Source organism: Paenibacillus vulneris (assembly GCF_039543185.1).
Lineage (GTDB): Bacteria > Bacillota > Bacilli > Paenibacillales > NBRC-103111 > Paenibacillus_S > Paenibacillus_S vulneris.
Genome location: NZ_BAABJG010000003.1, coordinates 320,276 through 339,324 on the forward strand (window position 1 = coordinate 320,276; position 19,049 = coordinate 339,324).

Consider the following 19,049-nt stretch of genomic DNA (forward strand, 5'->3'; position numbering starts at 1 on the left):
ATTTTGACAAATGCTTGTCTCTTTTGTCCATAGCTGATGCTATTTCCTTCATGATACACTTTTCGAAAAAAGCAGGAAAGGGGCTTTTCCTTTGATACGTACTTTTCGCCAGCACATCCTTCGTAAAACCCGTCTGCTGGACGGCTTATGGGACTTTATCACTGATCCCGGCAATGTCGGCCAAACAGAAGCATGGTACAACAATTACCCATCCGGTTCCCGCAAGCTTGTGGTTCCCTCCTGCTGGAATAATGAATTAGGCTTGTTCGATTATATCGGTGCCGCATGGTATCGTACTTATTTTGACATAACACAGGAAAGCAGCATCCGGTTAGTGTTCGAGGGCATTCTGCATCATGCCGATATTTATGTTGATGGACAGCACGTCGGCAGCCATTTTGGCGGCTATACGCAGTTCAGCGTGGTGCTTCCGCATCTGACGGAAGGACGGCATGAGCTTATTGTTCGTGCAGACAGCACGTTGGATTGGCAAACCCTGCCTACCGATGTGGCGGATTGGTATTCCTACGGCGGAATTATTCGTTCCGTAGAGCTTCAAGAGCTGCCCGACGTCTACATCGAATCATTGAAAATGGATTATCAGCTGACAAACGACCAAGCGGATATTTCCCTGCAGGTGCAGCTGCAATCATTAAGCAGCGAAGACAGCGAGGTCGTCGTTAACGCCTCTACGGAAGGACTGGCTTTCCCGGCTGCTATAGTAAGCTTGTCTGCAGGACAGTCTGCGCAGGTAACGCTTCGAGGAAGCCTAGACAATGTCCGCAAATGGGACGTCGGCCGTCCGGAATTGTATCTGTTCACCGTACAGGCAGGCGAAGACGATTACATCGACCGTACCGGCTTCCGAACCGTTGAGGTGAGTGACGGCCAAATTCTTTTAAACGGCAAAAAGCTGTACCTGCAAGGCGTGAACCGCCACGAAGAGCATCCGGAATGGGGCTTTGCTTTCCCGCCCAAGCTCATGCTGAAGGATCTTGCGATTTTGCAGGATTTGGGCTGTAACATCGTTCGCGGCTCGCATTATCCGCAAAGCCAGTTCTGGATCGATCTGCTGGATGAGCACGGGATGCTCTTGTGGAGCGAAATTCCGATGTGGGGCTGTTTTATGAGCACGGAAACGCTGGCCAGCCCTCTGTTTGCGGAGCGAGGCGTCCGCATGCTGGATGAAATGATTACGCGTGACTATCATCATCCTTCCATCATTTTCTGGGGGGCTCATAACGAGATCGATACTCGAACCCAAGAGGCGCTTGAGCTTACCAAGAAATTCGTGGGCAAAATCCGCAGTATGGATCAAAGCCGACTGGTTACTTATGCCACTATGCATCCGGAAGAAGATACCGTCTTGTCTTATTTCGATGTCATCGGAATCAACAAATACTACGGCTGGTACCAAGGGAGCGTCGACGGCTTTCGCGACATGCTGCAAAACTATTACCGCAATGCCGAAGCACAAGGCGCTGGAGGGAAGCCTCTCATCATGAGCGAGTTTGGTGCGGCCGGTATATTCGGAGACACGGGCTGGGAGCCCCGCTTGTTCAGCGAGGATTATCAGGCGGATGTCGTGCAGCAGGCGCTTAACATTTTCCGCGAGGATTCTCGCATTGTAGGTACTCTTATTTGGCATTTTGCCGATATCCGCGTCGATGTACGAAGCGACCGCCCTTACTTCCGTGATCGCGCAAGGAGCTTTAACAATAAAGGACTGCTGAACGAATATCGCAAGCCTAAGCTGGCTTATCGTCTGGTCAAGGAGATTTATCGAAGGGATCAATAGTGATCGATGGCAAGGCAGTCAGAGCGAAGGGAATTGCCGGTACATTGTATCCTATCCATATGGACAAAACGCTGATGTATTGGGGAGAAAAGTTTCCGAATGCCTTATTGTAAGGCAGGGCAACGTCCTGTATAATTTTCCCATTGGGCAGCTTCGATGAATGCATCATCCAATATGAAGCTGCAGGAGGCGAGACGATGTCTTATTTATCCGTAAGTACATGGAGTCTGCACAGGCTGCTCGGTCCGCTCAGATGGACGCAGTGGGATCAGGAGACCGGCAGTCATATTACCCGCGAGCAGGATCAGCCGCAAGTCTTATCCTTGCTTGAACTGCCTGCCGAGGCCAGCTCCAGGGGATACAGTGCCGTCGAGGTGTGTCATTTTCATTTTCCTTCCACCGAGCCGGACTATTTGCAGGAGCTGCGGCAGCAATTTGAAGCATCGGGCATTTCCTTCGACACGCTTCTTCTGGATTACGGCGATTTGTCTTCAGCCGATGAGAAGCGCCGCATGGCCGATTACCGTCTGGTGCAGCATTGGATCGAAGCAGCGGCACAGGCCGGAGCAAAGCGAATACGGGTTATTGCCGGGGATTCTCCGGCATACGATGAGGAGGCCCTGCAACGCGCGGCAGCACGGTTGTCCGAGCTGCAGGAATATGCTTCCGTCCGTGGGGTCCAGGTTGTCACGGAAAATTTCCGCCCATTGACCTCCACTGGAGCTAACTGTTTGCGGCTTCTGGAAAAGGGACATCATTCGTTCCGGATGATTACGGATTTCGGCAATTTCACGGGACAGGCCAAATATGACGAAATCTCAATGACGCTGCCCTACAGCGTATCCGTACATGCCAAGGCCCATTATGATGATGCCGGTATCCCTGATGAACCGGAATTCCGCAGCTGTCTGGAGCAGCTGAAGGCGACCGGTTATAACGGAGCCGTAGTACTGATCTATGACGGCCCCGGCGATATGTGGGAAGGGCTGGAAAGAATACGGCGAATAGTAGAGCCTTATTTGTAGCAAACTTTTCAGATTTGTTAGCAGTATTATGTTCCAAATTTATGAAATGCTCCCGAGTCTCTTCACCAAAGGTTCGGGGGCATTTTCTTTTTTTAACATCGAAATAGCCCATCCCTTCGTCATCGGCAGAAGAAAGTAGGCTAATTGTCGGCAATTTTCTCGGTTGGGTTCCGTCAAATCTAGTGGTGAATCCAAGGCTTTTCCCGTCAATTATTGTGGTGGCCGGCACGTTGTTCGGACAATGCTTGTTTGTGCATCTATTTTTTAATATAGAGTTATAATGGCCTGTGGAAGCCGACCCCTCAACTAAAAAACATGCTCTATTTGACAAAAAGAACAGCATACAACATAATTAGAATGAACATTCGATCTAACAACTTTTTCTAGATTGATCGTTCAATCTAATCATTGGAGGGTTTAATTATGAGTAAAACAGTCTTTATTACGGGAACAAGTTCTGGATTGGGTAAACTGACAGCGATTCGATTTGCTCAAATGGGCTGGAACGTAGCGGCTACCATGCGTACGCCAGAGAATGAAACGGAGCTTACGGCATATGACAATATTAAAATTTTTAAGTTGGACGTCACAAAAGTAGAACAGGTTCAAGCAGCAGCGGATCAAGCTATAGCGGCATTCGGGAAGATTGACGTTGTTGTCAATAATGCTGGTATGGGTACTTACGGTCCGTTGGAATTAGCTGAAGAGGAAGCGATCGATTGGCAGTTCGCCGTTAACACTCGAGGACCGATCAATGTTATTCGTAAATTTTTGCCGCATTATAGGGCCAATGGCGGAGGCATGTTCATTAACATCAGCTCCTTCATGGGGGTAACAACAGCGGTGCCGCTCGGATCGCTTTACAACATGTCCAAGTTCGCCTTGGAAGGGTTGACGGAAGGCCTTTATTACGAGTTGAAGCCATTGAATATCGAGCTGAGATTGATCGAGCAGGGCGGTTCTAAAGGAAATCATTTTATGGAAAATACTATTTGGAACAGAGATGAAAACATTAAAGATTACGACGATCTGATGACGAAAGTGCAAAATTTAATGAATGCCTCGGAAGCAAGCGGCCTCTTGGATGATCCCCAGATTATCGTGGATGCTATTGTCGCGCTGGCAAAGGGAGAAAGCAATAAATTCCGTACTGTCATTGGCGCGGCAGGCAACAATCTGATGGCTCTTAGAAACTCTGTGCCGATTGAAGAATATTTGGAGACAATAGCTAAGGATTATATGTAAAGATAGCAAAACCATATCCCGCAGTAACAATGAGAAATTGCTTTGGATGATCTTGATTAAACCTTCAGGTAAGCGAGTACCCATGGGGAAAAGAGGCTCTTCTTGTCCATCACTGTAAACATAAATCGGCTGCATTGACTGAAGAACGAATTAGGTGTATACTAAATAGAATGAACGTTCGATTTAGAGTGGGAAAGGAAGAGCCGAATGTTTGAGAAATACAACAAGGTGCAGCGATCCGTTCTCGAAACGACACTTAACATCATCATCAGGAAGGAATTACAGGCCACTTCGATGGCGCTAATCGCAAAGGAGTCCGGCGTATCGACGGGAAGCATCTATCACTATTTTCAAAGTAAAGAAGACATTGTTAACGAATTGTACAAAGCAATTGTTACCTTTAACGGTGAGTATGTGCGTGAAGTTTTATTACAGGGAAGAACTATTCGTGAAAAGTTCGAATTAGGTTGGGGACGTGTGATCGACTTGGGTAAAAAATACCCAGAGGGCTTTCAATTTATTGAGCAATACTCCTTCTCGCCTTACATTTACGATGAGGTGAAGCTGGCAGTCTATACAGGCGGATGGTGCGAGTCTATGAATAAACTGTACGAAGAAGCCATTCAGCAGAAGCTCTTTATCCCAATGAATCCGAAAATGATGGTTCAGATGCATTATGGGCAATTTGTTTACTTGTTAAAAGCCGAGCTCCACGGTGTTTACGAATTAACCCGCGAAAGCATACAGGAAGCAATCCACTCCTGCTGGAATGCTGTGCATCTCACAGATATCACAGTGATGGAGGAATAGGTTCCAACCTAAAGAGCTCTGCAATGCCTGAGCTGCACCCTAATGTTAGAACTCAAAAACGATCCACGAATCCTATTGATTCGTGGACCTTTTATTTTTTGGCGCTTATCAATTTGAAACGACGCAAGGGTTAAATGGGCATTTGGACCAGGCATGATAATAGTACCCGACAAGCAAATTCTCAAACGGGAACAGCCAAGTCCTTTATTCGCATATCCGGATGCGATGGCCGAGATTGCAGCAACGATACCTGCTGATGATTTGAACGTCGTCGAAACCATGACCAATTCGGATGAATGGGGGTCCTGAGAACTGGTATCATGTCAAAAACGATCTAGACCATGTCGTACTGAAGGATCGAGAAATCGTTCAAAAACTTGGTTGAATTGACATAAGCAAATATTCCTTGACTGGAATATTCCCGTAATGGTATATTTTGTATATAAGCAACGAACTTTCCAAATAGGAGGAAAAACAAAGTGAATCAGGAAGTCACGGCGTACATCGAAAATCTGCCTAGATGGCAGGGTGGGATCAGTTCGACCCTGAGGGACATGATTCATGAAGCGATTCCGGAAGCCGAAGAACGCATTCAGTACAAGAAACCGCATTTTCTGAAAAATGGACATTATGCGGCGGTCATTTCGCCATCGAAGGACGCTATTGCGTTCATGATCATGAATGCAAACGGCATCGACTTTCCGAAAGGATTCGAAGGTTCTGCCGAGCGGAAGTGGATCAAATTGCGGGAAGGCGATACTCCCGATCTTGCCCTGCTGTCTGGGCTTCTGAAGCAAGCTTCCAGTAAACTGTAACAGAATTCATCGGGAGGGCCAATGAATACGACAACCATGAACGCGCTCGCAGAACCCAACCGATTGCAGATCATCGAACTGTTGCGCGAAGGTCCGCTTACGGTCGGGGAAATTGCGGATCGGTTGCACCTTCGGCAACCCCAGGCATCCAAACATCTGAAAATCTTGAATGATGCCCATCTTGTCGAAGTACGGGCGGACGCCAACCGGCGAATCTACAGATTGCGCCCGGAACCCTTAAAGGAAATGGATGAATGGCTCGAATCGTTTCGCAGCATGTGGGAAGAACGTTTTGACCGTCTATCCGACTATCTCAATCATTTAGAAAGTACTAGTTCATCCCAAAATCCCAAGGAGGAAGTCTAATGAACAGCCAACAAGGACTTTTATTGAAACGCGAGTTTAATGCTCCTCGAGAATTGGTATTTAAGGTGTGGACCGATCCGGCACACTTTGGAAACTGGTGGGGACCCAAGGGGTTCTCTCTTGAAGTGGTAACAATGGATGTTCGTCCAGGCGGTATGTTTCTTGGCTGCCAGAAGTCTCCAGATGGGCAGCACGCAATGTGGGGCAAGTTCGTTTACCAGGAAGTGCAGGAGCCGGTGAAACTGGTATGGGTCCAATCCTTTTCCGACGAAGAAGGTAACACGGTTCGCGCTCCGTTTAATCCGAACTGGCCGCTTGAGATTCTGAATATTTTAACGCTGGAAGAATACGAGGGAAAGACGGTTTTAACGCTGCAGGGCGGTCCGATCAATGCCTCTGCTGAGGAACAGGAAGCATTTGACGCTATGGCACAGATGGTTTCACAAGGGTTCGAAGGCACATTTGAGCAACTGGCCAATTACCTGGCTAGTCAACTGTAAGTCGATACATCGGTGAGACGGAAGCCTCGGGGAAATTACTCCGCGGCTTTTTCATTTGCCTCTAGCTTTCGGCGAACGTGTTGGACCGCCCCAGAGATGATGGTTGTCCACGTCAAATTTGAGGGAAGAACAGGATAACTTAACATTTTCCACGAATAGTTTCATATCTGGATATTTCAGGGGGTGATGATTTGGAAACTTGTTTGTTATTAACCGGGAAACCTCGTACGGGAAAATCAACAGCTATAAAACGAATCATTCAAAAAGTGGGTCCGGAATATTTTGGTGGTTTTTATACTGAAGAAATACATAACCTTACAAATCGTACCGGATTTAATTGCGTGACGCTTAACGGCGAGAATGCATGTATTGCAAATGTTGATAGCGAAAGTTCGATAAGAATAGGGAGATATGGCGTTGACGTAGAAGCTTTCGAGAATGTCGCCTTAAAGGCAGTGAAGCTATCGTTAGAAACAAAGAGGATTACAGTTATTGACGAGCTCGGGTTCATGCAAATGCTGTCCGCCCCTTTTGAAAAAATGATCCATGAAGTTATTTCGAGTTCGCAGCATATTATTATAGGAACCATTTGTGCAGATAGTCATCCAAGCATTGATAAGATAAAGAAACTGCCCGGGATAAAACTTTATCATTTGAATGAAGAAAACCGTGAGTTGATAACAAAAACAGTGGCAAATGATATTCTTAAGTTTTTATAACGCATTAGGTAAAATGTGCTGCAAGGAGGAGTTTTATGGGGTCGCGGTTGATGCATTTAATAATTGGTGAGAAAGTCGCTTGTAGCCTTGATGTTATAAAAAACAAGAAGGATTTTTTAATTGGTTCAATTGCACCTGATGCTGCTTTCTCGTTTGAGAGGAAGGTTATTACTCATTATTTCGAAGGAGATGTGGACAAGAGAACAAGGCAGGTCAATTATCAAAGATACATGGATACCTACTTAACAGATACAAAGGATGACTATTCATTAGGATACTTGACACATTTAATTTCCGATAACATGTGGATGGAACATATTTATTATCCATATGAATTGAAACAGAAGCAAGATTCAGACCCGGCCTTTTTACAAAGATGGTATTCAGATTTTAGCAAAATGAATACAAAGCTGCTTTGTCATTATAATATGGGATACCTTAAAGATTGGCTGGAAATGGATTCTCTCCCGAGAGATATAGACGATATAACTCAAACCGACATACAGAAATTTATTGAAGTGATGTACGGGGATTTTGAAATTATAGAAGAAAATAAAGACTGCAGACTGGAAGTATATCATTTTGATGACATTATCGAGTACATAAACTTATCAAAAATTAAGGCTATTGCCGTTATTGAAGAGATCACATCTGAATTCCAGTCAAAATAAAGCGGGGTGCAAAAAAACACCGGTCCCCTGCTTAAGGTTACCGGCGTTTCCATATCAGCGTTTCGGCATTTTGCTCTGATCCATGTACAGCAGGTTCCAGCGGTGTCCGTCCAGGTCGGCGAATCCTGCGCCGTACATCCAGCCGTCCGTTTCACTCGGCTTGCTAAAAATGCTTCCTCCGGCAACCTCTACTTTTTGAATAAAGGCATCTACTTCTTCTCTGCTTTCAGCGCCAATGGAAAAAATGACCTCTGCGCTATGGGAGGTATCTGCGGTTTTTGCACCTGTAAATTCCTCAAACGCCGCATCCGGGAAGAGCAGAATCGTTGTTTGGCCTATGGCAAGCTTGGCTCTTTCGTTACCAAAGCTCACCGCATGGAATCCAATCTCATTGAAAAAGGCAGTCGACCTCTCAACATCTTTGACCGGCAGGTTAATCCAAATCTCCTGTGACATGGCTGTAGCCTCCTGGAATATATTTTCAACTACTACTCCTACTATACTCTACTTCAGGCAGCAGAAGCGAATCTAAATTGAACATGCAACTAAATTCAAATTACAAACGAAACGGGTGAAAACAATGGCACCGAATTATACTGCACTACAAAGGATTACCGCATGTTTTAAAGGGATCGCAACGGGCGATGCGATTGGAAAACAAACTGAATCCTTACAATATGAAGAGATTCGTGAATGGTTCCCCAATGGCATTAATGGATTTGAAGGCGAAGTTGGAATGGTCATGCCGAGATATAAAGGAAAGCACTATGACTATAGATTTGGAGAAACAACTGACGATACGGAGCAAACTCTCGCGATTGCCAAAGTGATTGTAGAAGGACTGCCGATTACTCATACCGCTGTCGGTAAGCAACTTATGCTATGTAAAAAGTCTAATCGCCTTACATTGGCACTTGGAAGATTTCAGGAGCAGGGGGATCCAAGCCGCGTAACTTTTGAAGGTAATGGTTGTGGGGCAGCTATGCGTGTCGCACCTATAGGGGCTTTATATTCATCAGCTAAAATACAAGATCTCCTTTCTTCTGTGTTTGAAGCGTCCATCCCAACCCACGGCGGGAGAATAGCGATAAGTGGCGCAAGTGCAGTAGCAGCTGCAGTTTCCGCAGCAATTGATAATAAATCCCCGGAAGAAGTTCTTCAACATTCCGTTTTAGCTGCGAGAAATTCGGAGAAGTATCGGCCTGAAGGCTCAGAGGATCCTATATGTATTGCTGATTTAATTTTGCAGATATTCGATGATCTTGCTAGCGAGAAAGACACCTCCCTAGATCGGATCAAAGAAAAATACATGCCTTGGAAAACCCCATATATTGTAGCCCTGGCAATAAACTTTGCTGTGCTTACAAAGTCTGCGGATAAAACAATTTTATTGGCTTCTAACTTAGGCGGGGATACCGACTCCGTGGCTTCAATGGGGGCCGGAATAGCTGCTGCCATGTTTCCCGAAACATTAAACAATAGCTGGTACACCTCCATTGAAAAAGTAAATGGAGGGGAGTTAGTAGCATTAGCACCTATTATTGCAGCTCTTAGGACGTAGAAATGATGATTACATTTAAAGCAAAGAAAGGGTTCCATATGAAAGAATATTTTATTAGGTTGATTTTCGGGCTGTTAGCTATCGGAATTGTCCTAGGTATAGCTTATATTTTTAATATAGACTGGCTGCAAGACGGAAACCCTGAACGCAACATTTTTAAACTACTAATAGTATTTGTTGGAGGCTGGAGTGGCTGGTATCTATACAAAGCAATTAATAAGGAAAAGTAATGAAGAATTTTCGTACCCTATTCCTTATTGAAGTAACGGGTACGATAGTGGGAGCTTGAATCACAGCTTGAACTTTATGCTAACGGAAATTTGTTTTAATAGAGAGATTAGAAAAGCGCGCCTTAGGCACGCTAAACCAAATATTATGGATCGTTACAATTTATTTTTTATTTTATCTGCGATAGGGAACCATCCGGGAGTATTGATGATTTTCATCCACAATGGATCAGCAATCCCCAATTTTTCTTGATCATCTAAAGTTAACTCAGTACGAATTTCGTTTTCCTCACCTAGCGTTATTTTTTCTACCCAATCTGGGTCGATAATCAGTTCTCGTCCAAGCGCAATAAATGGAACTCCCGATTGTAACGCTCTTAGTGCCTCGTCAGGCGTACGGATCGAGCCTACACCGATAACGGGGACTCTTTGCCCGACGAGCTCGTAAATTAGTTCCATTCTAGAGCGATGCTCCTCTACTCCACGTCTAGGCTTAGACCAAAAGTCCATTAAAGAGATATGCAAATAATCCAAATTTTTATTTGCGAGGACATCCAACAATTTAAGTGTATCGTCCATTGTAATACCGGGTGTCCATTCTTCTTCTGGCGATAACCGATATCCCACAAGAAACGGTTGTTTGGCATACTCCCCCACCACTTTTTGGACTTCATCTACAACAGCGAGCGGAAATGCCATACGGTTGTCCATATTTCCTCCCCAACGATCATTGCGTTGGTTTGTGTACGGTGAGAAAAATTGTTGAATAAGAAATCGATTTGCCCCGTGAATCTCTACCCCGTCGAAACCAGCCTCGATTGCCCTCCGAGTGCTAGCGCCAAACGCACGAATGATCTCTCCAATTTCCTTTTCTTCAAGTGCCCGAGGGATTACGCTCGACCCTTCTTTAGCAACTGCACTCGCACTTACAATATCACCGTCCGGTGTCAATTCCGGCGAACTCTCGCGGCCGCTATGAAAGATTTGCAGAATGGCTTTTGCCCCACGTTTCTTTATTGTTGTTGCCAAGCGTTGTAAACTCGGGATCTTATCATCATGATCAGCCGCCAATTCGCCGCCAAATACCCTGCTATTTGATGTGACTATTGCACTCCCCGTTATAACCATTCCAACACCGTTCGAACGTCTTTCGTAATAGGAGAGTAACTCATCAGATATCGTACCGTCTTGCTGAGAATAAGATATCGTCATTGGCGCATGAACAATGCGGTTCTTTACTTCGATACCATTCTTGAAATGAAACGACTCCATTAAAGGTCGATATTTAGGGTTCATAGATGCCCGCTCCTTTAGTAGAATTTATTGGAATTATTGCATTGGGTTCACTCATTTGAATTATGTACATCTCCTCCTTTATATGGTCGGGATTTTCTCTATGCCAGACCATAATAAAAGTTGGTGTCGAATCCAAGTCAAGGGGAGATAACAAAGGAGTTGCCCAAGGATAAGAGTTGGGAGAGCAAATTTGACTTGGAGTCGGCTCCAAGATGTATAATACTCAAGAATGCAATTCGGGAGGGGACGCAAATGGCAGAACAAACGTTTACGATCAAGCAAGCCGCTGAGCAAACTGGAATTTCCGAGGACACGATCCGTTTTTACGAAAAAATCGTGCTGCTTCCTCAGGCTGAACGAAAGGAAAACGGGCATCGCGTCTATCGAAAAGAGGATATCAACAGGATCAAGCTGATATCCTGTCTTAAAAAGACGGGAATGCCGCTTGAGGCTATGCGGCCATTTTTGGCGGCTTCGGTCGACATCGTTTCCGCGGAATACCCCGAACTGGTGGATCAATTAAGAAGTCACCGTGAAACTATCGTTAATCAAATTTCCTCACTTCAGCAGATCGTTGATTTTATTGACATAAAGCTGAAAGAAGGGAGACCCCGTAAGGAATGCTCAGATCAAAGCCAAGACGAAGCTTTAGAAGAACACAAGAAGAAAGAAAAGATAAAGCCCATTTCCGTCATGGAGATGAGTTATTTTTCCGCATATGCGAAAACGGATAAGTTACCAACTGGTAGACTGACGGAAGATTAAGCTAGCGGGGCGTGATAGCTTAATAAACAACTAAAACGCGCCGGCCGGTATCAATCGGCAGGCGCGTTACGCTCACGGGAAGATCAATACAACCGTAAGGTTAAAAATTACGTTGTAAAAATTCGTGTTTGTAAATCGCATGAATCCTTTCCAAAACGTTTTGCGCTTGATCTTTAAATTTTAATTCAGTTACCTGACCTTTCAGCAAAAACACCCCGGTCTCATTGCGGTGTTCCCCGAGAGCACCTTCATACAGCTTGTTGGCGCCGTGGGTCGGCGGGGAGAAAAACAGCTTCATCAACGGCTTAACCAATAGGGGCAGGCCAGAGTTTTTCCCTTTTCTCAGCGTATTGTTGCTACCTGGGTCAACACTGCGGATTTTAATGTCGTCCTCGGCAAGCTTCGGCGCGATAGCTTGAGTCCACAGCGAAAGGGCTAGCTTCGAGGTGGCGTAAGGACCAATTAGCTTGCGGAAGATTTTGGGGTGCTCTAGAATTTCGATATTAAATTGCTTCGTGAATTTTAACGCTGAAGATGAGGTGTTGATTATCGTTTTTAAGCGACCGTTTGTAATGAGTTCCTTCAATTCCATCAGAATGATATATGGAACGACCGTCTGCAGTTCGTAATGCTTTTCACGCCCTTGTTTCGAATAGCTCAGCTCGGGAAAGGTCCCGCCGGCGTTGTTGAACAAAATATCGATCCTCTGTTCATTGTTTTTGATCTCTTCAAAAGTTCTTCTCAAGCTGGCGTAATCGGTAAGATCAGCTGTTTTATAAATTCGAAGCCATCCGCCATGGATGGCTTTTTGAATACTCATATCGTCAGCCGGAAAGTCGGAACGGTTCAAAGCAACCACCTGCCAATCCTCCGACAGCAATTTCTTGGTTAATTCTAATCCGATCCCGGAGCTTGCACCCGTAATCAATGCGATATTTTCACGTTGGTTCTTGTTCATTGTATGCCTCCTCCAGTTAACGAGGTATTTCACCTGATAGCACACATTCTATAAGCTGGAGTCGACTCTAAGTCAAGATACTAGAACAAAATTGTATGGTTCGGCTATTCCTGTCATTACTGTGACTTAATGCACAACTCTTCAGAGGTTGATCCCTGATATTAACTACGCCTTTCTACGATAAATACATAGGAGATTTGACTTGGGTTAAATTCAAGTTTTATTCTAGCTTCCCTAGTTAATGTTGAGGAATTACTTATTGAGTCTATTGTTCCTACTCTAATCCCTTCAGGGAACACTCCTCCAAGTCCACTAGTAATTACAGTGTTGCCAGCCTCGATCTTGCTGTTCTCTTCTATCTTTTTCATGACAAAGTATTGTTCATCGTTACCAGTATCTAATTTTTCATTAATGAATTCTGTAATGATACCCGTTGTTTCATTATTTTCTTTTAGCTTAACAGATATGGCTTTTGAAGTTTGTTCATTCCCTAAATTTGTTATGAGAGCTACAACGGAACTATGCTCTTGTACATCGCTTATTAAACCAATTAATCCGGACTGAGTAATGACAGCCATATCTTTTTTTATTCCATCATTTGCGCCAAGATCAATATTAAGTGAGGTTGCGATTATTCCATCATGTGAAACGGTGGAACATGACGCATATTGCAATATAAAATCTGTTTCTTCCTCGAACCTTTTTTTGAAAGCTAATGCTTCATTCAGTACAATATTTTGATATTCAGCGTTATTTAGCTCGGTCTTGACTAAGGCTTGGAAAACAAGAGCGTTTCTCTTTAATATGTCATTCTCTTTTCGAGTGATTGCTATTTCGCTAGAAGTTGATTTAATCAGAGAAATAAATTCTAACAGCTCCTTTTTATAAGAAATTAATAGGAAAGAAATTACTGCGATGAAACATACACAAAAAAATATCCATTTTTTGGCCAACAATGAATCACACCTTCTTGCTATCTGGGCAGCTAAACTTCTACCAGTTATTGTAAACCAAATCTAATATACAGACAACTTTTGCGGGATCTAACCGGTAAAAACTGGCTGATCTCATAATACGACGGTACTCTAGCTCAATAAATAAAGCAGCAGCCCAGGACTTAAAATCCAAGGCTGCTGCTGTTGTTGCCTCTGAAGAAGCATAGATGGTTGCTGCGGGACCATAACAGTATCCGTCGGGTACTTCAGTTAACGCTATGCTGATCACATCTGAAAGGTTTATTAACTGATATGAGGTGTAGATTCTCTGATAATCGGTTTGGTATAGATGTGGGTGACTTGATAAGGCTGCTTCGGGTTATGAATGCGAGATAGGAGCATTTCGGCCGCCTTGATGCCCATCTCGTTGCTATAAATATGTACCGTCGTGAGATGGGGTTCAACGATGCTGGATTCCGGCGCGTTATCGAAACCGCAAATGACGATGTCGTTCGGAATGGACCGTTTGTTCTTGAGCGCCTTCATGAAGGAAACAGCGATATAATCGTTGGCACATACGAAAGCTGAAGGCAGCTCGTTCATATTCGACAGTTTATCGTCGGCCCACGCCGGGCTAGAGAAGAATTGCCGGTCGTCATCGAGAATGCACTTCGAGCGATCAAGCTGAATGCCATATTCCGTCAGGGCGCGGTTAAAGCCAGCCCAGCGCTCATTAAAACTTTTACAGTGATTATAATCCCCGATAAACCCTAGCGTAGTATAACCGGCATCAATTAACTTTTTCGTGAGTTGATAGGTGCTGTGTTCGTTCTCCATAAGCAATACATCGGCTTGAAATTCCGGGTAACAGACATGTGCAGAACAATCAATAAAAATGGTGGGGATATCAAGACTTGTAATCAGCTTACTATATTCCAAGTTGAATAATTCGATACAAATGATGCCGTCCACGTTGGAAGTATCGAAATTGTTCGGAAGGGACAAGGACTCCTTTTCATTGTCTCTAATAATGTGGATGGATAAATTGTAGCCCTCCGCGCTGATGTGTTTCTCCAGGCCGCTGATCAATGTCGATCCAAAGTGGAACGTGTCAGGCAGGTTCTCGGTTAATAATGCAATGTTCCCGGAGTTCCTTGATAGGAGGTTGTCTGTCTCCATAAAAGCAAATTGCTTATATTTTAACTCGATCGCTTTTTTTATCACTTTGTTTCGGGTTTCATCGGGTATATTGTTCGATCCATTCAAGGCTTTGGAAGCTGTATTCCTGGAAATCCCCAAAGCATCTGCGATGTCCTGAATCGTTACCTTTTCCTTAGCCATGTATGTCATTTCACCTCAGTCATCATGTTCATAAGAGTTAACACGAATTGTGCAAGATTTGTCATTTGTCCAACTCCCTATAATGTATAATAGTTTGCTTGAAATAGCAATATCGTTTTTACAAATGCACAATTTGAATGCAATTTTAGCAAATGTAAAGTGTGCAAAATAAACATGGTGCGGTCGATTTTTATGTAAAAAAGTCAATGAAAGCTTAATGAAGTAGTGAATAGTGCATGTTTAATACAACGCTCCTCATATAAAATGTCTGAAATTGTAATTATGTAAAACTTTAATCTGATTTATGAACAAATTATTATTACAAATGCACAATAATAATTTTACAAAATGTATTGACGGAAGATGGCTGCTCTGATAAATTGTAAATGCAGCAGGACATACGCAGAAATGAAAACCTTTCAATTTTACCCTATAACTATGCCCTTACTGCATCAAAATGTAAACTTTGTATAGGAACGGAGGTAAAGGCATTGCATAACGCGATAGAAATCGACCGCAGCAGAGTAATGAAGAAACGCAAGAGTTCCTTGCTTACGGACGTAAAGAAGCACTACTTTCTATATCTGCTGCTTTCGCCGGCTGTGATTTTGACCCTTATTTTTAAATACGGTCCGATGTATGGTGCGGTCATCGCCTTTAAAGATTTCAGCCCAATCAAAGGGATTCTGGGAAGCAAGTGGGCAGGTCTGCACAACTTCGAGAAGTTCTTGTCCTCTCCCAATTTCGAAGTCATTTTTATGAATACGCTTAAATTGAGTTTCTTCGGATTGATTCTGAGCTTCCCAGTGCCTATTTTACTCGCCTTGATGCTAAATCAGATTCGCCGTGCGAGAGTCAAAAAGAACATTCAGTTGTTCTTGTATGCGCCGAATTTTATATCTGTTGTCGTGGTGGTCGGGATGCTGTTTATTTTCTTGTCCCCAACGGGACCGATGAATCAGTTCTTCGCTTGGGTTACAGGAGAGCCGATCATGTTCATGTCTCGACCGGAGTACTTCCGCTGGATCTACATTTTATCCGATATTTGGACTGGGGCCGGCTGGGCATCCATTATTTATGTCGCAGCGCTTGCTAACGTCGATCCTGAGCTGCATCATGCTGCCAACCTCGATGGTGCGAATCTGCTTCAAAGAATACGACATATCGATCTACCCGCAATTCGTCCTATTATGGCCATCGTATTTATTCTTGCAGCCGGCGGCATTATGTCCATTGGATTCGAGAAAGCTTATCTGATGCAGACGGCCATGAACTTGCCAACATCGGAAATTATTCCGACGTATGTGTACAAAATCGGGTTGCAGAAAGGTGACTATGCTTATTCAGCTGCCGTAGGATTATTTAATTCAGTCATTAATGTCGTCCTGCTCGTCACCGTTAACTTCATCGTGAAGAAGCTGAATGAGGGCGAAGGCCTTTACTAAGAAAGGAGCATCAAGTCATGCCCATTAAACATTCCGGATTCGACCGATTCCTGCTCACGTTGAACATGATCTTCCTATCGCTCGCGGTACTGATCGTTGTCATTCCTTTGATATATGTCTTGACCGCATCCTTTATGGATCCATCCGTGCTCCTTAGTCAAGGGATATCATTCCATCTATCTGACTGGTCCTTGGAAGGCTATAAGAAGATTCTATCGAATCCGGCTATGATTCGAGGTTTTGGCAATGCCGTTTTATATTCCGTTTCATTTGCGGCATGTACCGTCCTCATCTCGATCTTTGCGGGGTATGCGTTGTCCGATGACAGACTCCGGGGAAAAGGATTTTTCATGACGCTGTTTATTATCACCATGTTTTTTAGCGGCGGACTTATCCCTACATATTTGCTTGTGAAAAATCTTGGACTGCTGAATACGGTATGGGCGATCATCATTCCGGGCGCTGTGAATGTATGGAACATCATTCTCTCGAGAACGTTTTTCAAAGGCGTGCCGAATGAACTCAAGGAAGCTGCGAATGTCGATGGCGCTTCGGAGATGCGAATCTTCTTCCGTGTCGTCTTGCCGCTCTCCAAACCGATTATTTTTGTACTCGCGCTTTATGCCTTTGTCGGGCAGTGGAATTCCTACTTTGATGCGATGATTTATCTAGACAATCCCAATCTTCATCCGCTACAGCTCGTCCTGCGCTCCATCCTCATTCAGAATCAAGTGGACCCGGGGATGATCAGCGATCAGCTCGCGATGGCGGAGTTGAAGCGATTGTCGGAAATTATCAAGTATGCGGCGATCGTCGTCTCTAGTTTACCGCTCATCATTATGTATCCGTTCTTCCAGAAGTACTTTGAAAAAGGGGTTATGGTTGGTTCCCTGAAATAGGGAACAGGCTGCCCATAGATGAAGTGGCTATCATTCAACTCTAATTTGGAGGTCATCTGAGATGAAAAGACTAAAGAAATTAAAACTTTCGACGAAAGCGGCTTCTACTTCTGTCCTTGCTTCATTGATGATCCTTACGGCTTGCAATGGCAGTGGAGGAGAGACTGCGGCGAGTAAAGAGCAGGATCCGAACGGCAAAGTAACGCTGAACTTCATTACACAGAGCTCTCCGCTCGCTCCAGCGGATCCGAATGACAAGCTGATTAATAAACGGCTTGAAGAAAAGACGAATGTGCATATTCAGTGGAAAAATTTCACAAAGGACGTATTTGTAGAGAAAAGAAACCTGGCTGTAGCTAGCGGCGATCTTCCCGATGCCATTTTCAATGCGGATTACAGTGATTATGAATTGCTCAAACTGGCGAAGGACGGAGCGATCATTCCACTGAATGATCTTATCGAGAAGCACATGCCGAATTTCAAAAAAGTGTTGGAAGAAGCGCCAGAATACAAGAGCATGATTACGGCGCCAGACGGCAATATTTATGCCTTCCCGTGGATTGAGGAGCTCGGTAACGGCAAAGAAAGAATCCAGGCCGTAGACAGCATGCCTTGGATCAATGTGGAATGGCTTAAGAAGCTGGGACTTAAGATGCCTACAACAACGAAGGAATTAAAGGAAGTATTAATTGCATTCAAGACCAAAGATCCGAATGGCAACGGGAAGGCGGACGAAATTCCGTTGTCCTTCATTAATAAGCCGGGCGCGGAAGATTTGGCGTTCCTCTTCGGCTCGTTCGGACTGAACGAGAACCCTGACCACGCAGTCGTTAGCAATGAGGGGAAAGTGATCTTCACGCCGGCACAAAAAGATTACAAAGAAGCGGTATCTTTTATTCACGAGCTGTATCAAGAAGGACTCATTGACGTGGAAGCCTATACGCAGGACTGGAGTACCTACCTTGCCAAAGGAAAGGATCAGAAATACGGACTTTACTTCTCCTGGGATAAGGCGAACATCAGCGGTGCGAATGATCATTACGAAGTAATGCCGCCGCTTGCAGGACCTAATGGCGAAGTGAATGTAACAAGAACGAATGCGCTTGGCCTTGCGAGAGGCAAGATGGTGATTACGAGCGCCAATAAAAATGTAGAAACGACAGCGAAGTGGGTGGACCAGCTGTATGATCCGATTCAATCGGTTCAGAACAACTGGGGAACATATGGAGACGACAAGCAGCAGAACATCTTCGAATTCGATGAAGCGAAGGGGATGCTGAAACATTTGCCGCTGAATGGTGCGGCTCCTGTAGAACTGCGCGAGAAGACAAGTATTGGCGGACCGCTCGCGATCCTGGATTCGTATTATGGGAAATACACGACCATGCCGGATGACGCCAAAGGCAGAATGGATATTATCAAGAACATTATGGCTCCGAAGATGAAGGCCGAGAACGTTATGCCAAGCGTATTCAATTCCATAGATGAGCTCGATCGCTTGACGACCATTGAAACCGATCTGTTTGCCTACGTGCTTCGCATGCGTACGGAATGGTACCAGAACGGCAAGATCGATGAACAATGGGATGCCTATTTGAAAGAACTGGACCGCTTGGGCTTGCAGGAATGGCTGAAAATCAAGCAGGGCGGTTATGACAGAGTAACCAAATAAT

Annotated in this window: 21 protein-coding genes; 16 read left to right on the plus strand and 5 right to left on the minus strand. The window is 44.5% G+C overall.

The features are described 5' to 3' along the window. The first annotated feature begins 91 nt into the window (after positions 1 to 91). The 10 genes from ABEA66_RS02850 (at position 92) to ABEA66_RS02895 (ending at position 7,949) form a co-directional block, all read left to right on the plus strand. Entirely contained in the window at positions 92 to 1,798 is a 1,707-nt protein-coding gene (locus ABEA66_RS02850) for a glycoside hydrolase family 2 protein (protein WP_345585862.1), read from the plus strand. 197 nt (positions 1,799 to 1,995) lie between these two features. Beyond that, positions 1,996 to 2,823: a sugar phosphate isomerase/epimerase family protein gene (locus tag ABEA66_RS02855; protein WP_345585864.1), complete on the plus strand. Its 828-nt coding sequence runs from the start codon at positions 1,996 to 1,998 to the stop codon at positions 2,821 to 2,823. Positions 2,824 to 3,246: 423 nt separating this feature from the next. After that, complete coding sequence (locus ABEA66_RS02860; protein WP_345585866.1) at positions 3,247 to 4,068, plus strand: SDR family NAD(P)-dependent oxidoreductase; 822 nt, start codon at positions 3,247 to 3,249, stop codon at positions 4,066 to 4,068. A gap of 207 nt (positions 4,069 to 4,275) precedes the next feature. Next, the gene (locus ABEA66_RS02865; protein WP_345585868.1) at positions 4,276 to 4,878 is read left to right on the plus strand and encodes a TetR/AcrR family transcriptional regulator; all 603 of its coding nucleotides are present in this window, start codon (positions 4,276 to 4,278) and stop codon (positions 4,876 to 4,878) included. Between the two features lie 153 nt (positions 4,879 to 5,031). Beyond that, positions 5,032 to 5,187: a hypothetical protein gene (locus ABEA66_RS02870; protein ID WP_345585870.1), complete on the plus strand. Its 156-nt coding sequence runs from the start codon at positions 5,032 to 5,034 to the stop codon at positions 5,185 to 5,187. A 170-nt stretch (positions 5,188 to 5,357) separates the two neighbouring features. Beyond that, positions 5,358 to 5,693 carry a DUF1801 domain-containing protein gene (locus ABEA66_RS02875; RefSeq protein WP_345585872.1) on the plus strand — a complete coding sequence of 112 codons (336 nt, stop codon included), beginning with the start codon at positions 5,358 to 5,360 and terminating at the stop codon, positions 5,691 to 5,693. A gap of 21 nt (positions 5,694 to 5,714) precedes the next feature. Then, positions 5,715 to 6,059 carry an ArsR/SmtB family transcription factor gene (locus ABEA66_RS02880; RefSeq protein ID WP_345585874.1) on the plus strand — a complete coding sequence of 115 codons (345 nt, stop codon included), beginning with the start codon at positions 5,715 to 5,717 and terminating at the stop codon, positions 6,057 to 6,059. Then, entirely contained in the window at positions 6,059 to 6,559 is a 501-nt protein-coding gene (locus ABEA66_RS02885) for an SRPBCC family protein (RefSeq protein ID WP_345585876.1), read from the plus strand. Before ABEA66_RS02880 ends, ABEA66_RS02885 begins: the two co-directional genes overlap by 1 nt. A gap of 191 nt (positions 6,560 to 6,750) precedes the next feature. After that, positions 6,751 to 7,278, plus strand: a complete 528-nt coding sequence (locus ABEA66_RS02890; protein ID WP_345585878.1) for a nucleoside-triphosphatase — start codon at positions 6,751 to 6,753, stop codon at positions 7,276 to 7,278. Positions 7,279 to 7,313: 35 nt separating this feature from the next. Beyond that, positions 7,314 to 7,949: a zinc dependent phospholipase C family protein gene (locus ABEA66_RS02895; RefSeq protein ID WP_345585880.1), complete on the plus strand. Its 636-nt coding sequence runs from the start codon at positions 7,314 to 7,316 to the stop codon at positions 7,947 to 7,949. 54 nt (positions 7,950 to 8,003) lie between these two features. On the opposite strand, the gene ABEA66_RS02900 is transcribed toward ABEA66_RS02895, so the two are convergent. Beyond that, positions 8,004 to 8,405 (minus strand): VOC family protein, encoded by a 402-nt coding sequence (locus tag ABEA66_RS02900; RefSeq protein WP_345585882.1) that lies wholly within the window; start codon positions 8,403 to 8,405, stop codon positions 8,004 to 8,006. 124 nt (positions 8,406 to 8,529) lie between these two features. Here ABEA66_RS02900 and ABEA66_RS02905 point away from each other — a divergent pair, with 124 nt between their 5' ends. Both ABEA66_RS02905 and ABEA66_RS02910 read left to right on the plus strand, forming a co-directional pair. Further along, a complete protein-coding gene (locus tag ABEA66_RS02905; protein ID WP_345585884.1) occupies positions 8,530 to 9,510 on the plus strand; it encodes an ADP-ribosylglycohydrolase family protein in 981 nt (326 codons plus the stop codon). Positions 9,511 to 9,512: 2 nt separating this feature from the next. Beyond that, entirely contained in the window at positions 9,513 to 9,740 is a 228-nt protein-coding gene (locus tag ABEA66_RS02910) for a hypothetical protein (RefSeq protein WP_345585886.1), read from the plus strand. 153 nt (positions 9,741 to 9,893) lie between these two features. On the opposite strand, the gene ABEA66_RS02915 is transcribed toward ABEA66_RS02910, so the two are convergent. Beyond that, positions 9,894 to 11,033 (minus strand): NADH-dependent flavin oxidoreductase, encoded by a 1,140-nt coding sequence (locus tag ABEA66_RS02915; RefSeq protein ID WP_345585888.1) that lies wholly within the window; start codon positions 11,031 to 11,033, stop codon positions 9,894 to 9,896. 252 nt (positions 11,034 to 11,285) lie between these two features. Between ABEA66_RS02915 and ABEA66_RS02920 the strand changes: the two genes are divergently transcribed. Next, a complete protein-coding gene (locus ABEA66_RS02920) occupies positions 11,286 to 11,798 on the plus strand; it encodes a MerR family transcriptional regulator (RefSeq protein ID WP_345585890.1) in 513 nt (170 codons plus the stop codon). 100 nt (positions 11,799 to 11,898) lie between these two features. On the opposite strand, the gene ABEA66_RS02925 is transcribed toward ABEA66_RS02920, so the two are convergent. From ABEA66_RS02925 to ABEA66_RS02935, 3 genes are all read right to left on the minus strand, one after another. Further along, positions 11,899 to 12,756, minus strand: coding sequence for an SDR family NAD(P)-dependent oxidoreductase (locus tag ABEA66_RS02925; RefSeq protein WP_345585892.1), 858 nt, complete (start codon positions 12,754 to 12,756; stop codon positions 11,899 to 11,901). 161 nt (positions 12,757 to 12,917) lie between these two features. After that, a complete protein-coding gene (gene mreC / locus ABEA66_RS02930) occupies positions 12,918 to 13,709 on the minus strand; it encodes a rod shape-determining protein MreC (RefSeq protein ID WP_345585894.1) in 792 nt (263 codons plus the stop codon). Positions 13,710 to 13,994: 285 nt separating this feature from the next. Next, complete coding sequence (locus ABEA66_RS02935) at positions 13,995 to 15,032, minus strand: LacI family DNA-binding transcriptional regulator (protein WP_345585896.1); 1,038 nt, start codon at positions 15,030 to 15,032, stop codon at positions 13,995 to 13,997. A gap of 527 nt (positions 15,033 to 15,559) precedes the next feature. Here ABEA66_RS02935 and ABEA66_RS02940 point away from each other — a divergent pair. From ABEA66_RS02940 to ABEA66_RS02950, 3 genes are all read left to right on the plus strand, one after another. Next, complete coding sequence (locus ABEA66_RS02940) at positions 15,560 to 16,477, plus strand: ABC transporter permease (protein WP_079912857.1); 918 nt, start codon at positions 15,560 to 15,562, stop codon at positions 16,475 to 16,477. 17 nt (positions 16,478 to 16,494) lie between these two features. After that, positions 16,495 to 17,376: a carbohydrate ABC transporter permease gene (locus ABEA66_RS02945; RefSeq protein ID WP_079912740.1), complete on the plus strand. Its 882-nt coding sequence runs from the start codon at positions 16,495 to 16,497 to the stop codon at positions 17,374 to 17,376. A 61-nt stretch (positions 17,377 to 17,437) separates the two neighbouring features. Next, complete coding sequence (locus tag ABEA66_RS02950) at positions 17,438 to 19,048, plus strand: ABC transporter substrate-binding protein (RefSeq protein ID WP_345585900.1); 1,611 nt, start codon at positions 17,438 to 17,440, stop codon at positions 19,046 to 19,048. Position 19,049: the final 1 nt, after the last annotated feature.

Bases quoted from the DNA above. Each gene is read 5' to 3' on its own strand.
- ABEA66_RS02950 (WP_345585900.1), top strand. From the start codon at position 17,438: ATGAAAAGACTAAAGAAATTAAAACTTTCGACGAAAGCGGCTTCTACT.
- ABEA66_RS02865 (WP_345585868.1), top strand. From the start codon at position 4,276: ATGTTTGAGAAATACAACAAGGTGCAGCGATCCGTTCTCGAAACGACA.
- ABEA66_RS02940 (WP_079912857.1), top strand. From the start codon at position 15,560: ATGAAGAAACGCAAGAGTTCCTTGCTTACGGACGTAAAGAAGCACTAC.
- ABEA66_RS02915 (WP_345585888.1), bottom strand. From the start codon at position 11,033: ATGAACCCTAAATATCGACCTTTAATGGAGTCGTTTCATTTCAAGAAT.
- ABEA66_RS02935 (WP_345585896.1), bottom strand. From the start codon at position 15,032: ATGGCTAAGGAAAAGGTAACGATTCAGGACATCGCAGATGCTTTGGGG.
- ABEA66_RS02920 (WP_345585890.1), top strand. From the start codon at position 11,286: ATGGCAGAACAAACGTTTACGATCAAGCAAGCCGCTGAGCAAACTGGA.
- ABEA66_RS02925 (WP_345585892.1), bottom strand. From the start codon at position 12,756: ATGAACAAGAACCAACGTGAAAATATCGCATTGATTACGGGTGCAAGC.
- ABEA66_RS02945 (WP_079912740.1), top strand. From the start codon at position 16,495: ATGCCCATTAAACATTCCGGATTCGACCGATTCCTGCTCACGTTGAAC.
- ABEA66_RS02870 (WP_345585870.1), top strand. From the start codon at position 5,032: ATGATAATAGTACCCGACAAGCAAATTCTCAAACGGGAACAGCCAAGT.
- ABEA66_RS02905 (WP_345585884.1), top strand. From the start codon at position 8,530: ATGGCACCGAATTATACTGCACTACAAAGGATTACCGCATGTTTTAAA.
- ABEA66_RS02855 (WP_345585864.1), top strand. From the start codon at position 1,996: ATGTCTTATTTATCCGTAAGTACATGGAGTCTGCACAGGCTGCTCGGT.
- ABEA66_RS02895 (WP_345585880.1), top strand. From the start codon at position 7,314: ATGGGGTCGCGGTTGATGCATTTAATAATTGGTGAGAAAGTCGCTTGT.
- ABEA66_RS02910 (WP_345585886.1), top strand. From the start codon at position 9,513: ATGATGATTACATTTAAAGCAAAGAAAGGGTTCCATATGAAAGAATAT.
- ABEA66_RS02860 (WP_345585866.1), top strand. From the start codon at position 3,247: ATGAGTAAAACAGTCTTTATTACGGGAACAAGTTCTGGATTGGGTAAA.
- ABEA66_RS02880 (WP_345585874.1), top strand. From the start codon at position 5,715: ATGAATACGACAACCATGAACGCGCTCGCAGAACCCAACCGATTGCAG.
- ABEA66_RS02885 (WP_345585876.1), top strand. From the start codon at position 6,059: ATGAACAGCCAACAAGGACTTTTATTGAAACGCGAGTTTAATGCTCCT.
- ABEA66_RS02900 (WP_345585882.1), bottom strand. From the start codon at position 8,405: ATGTCACAGGAGATTTGGATTAACCTGCCGGTCAAAGATGTTGAGAGG.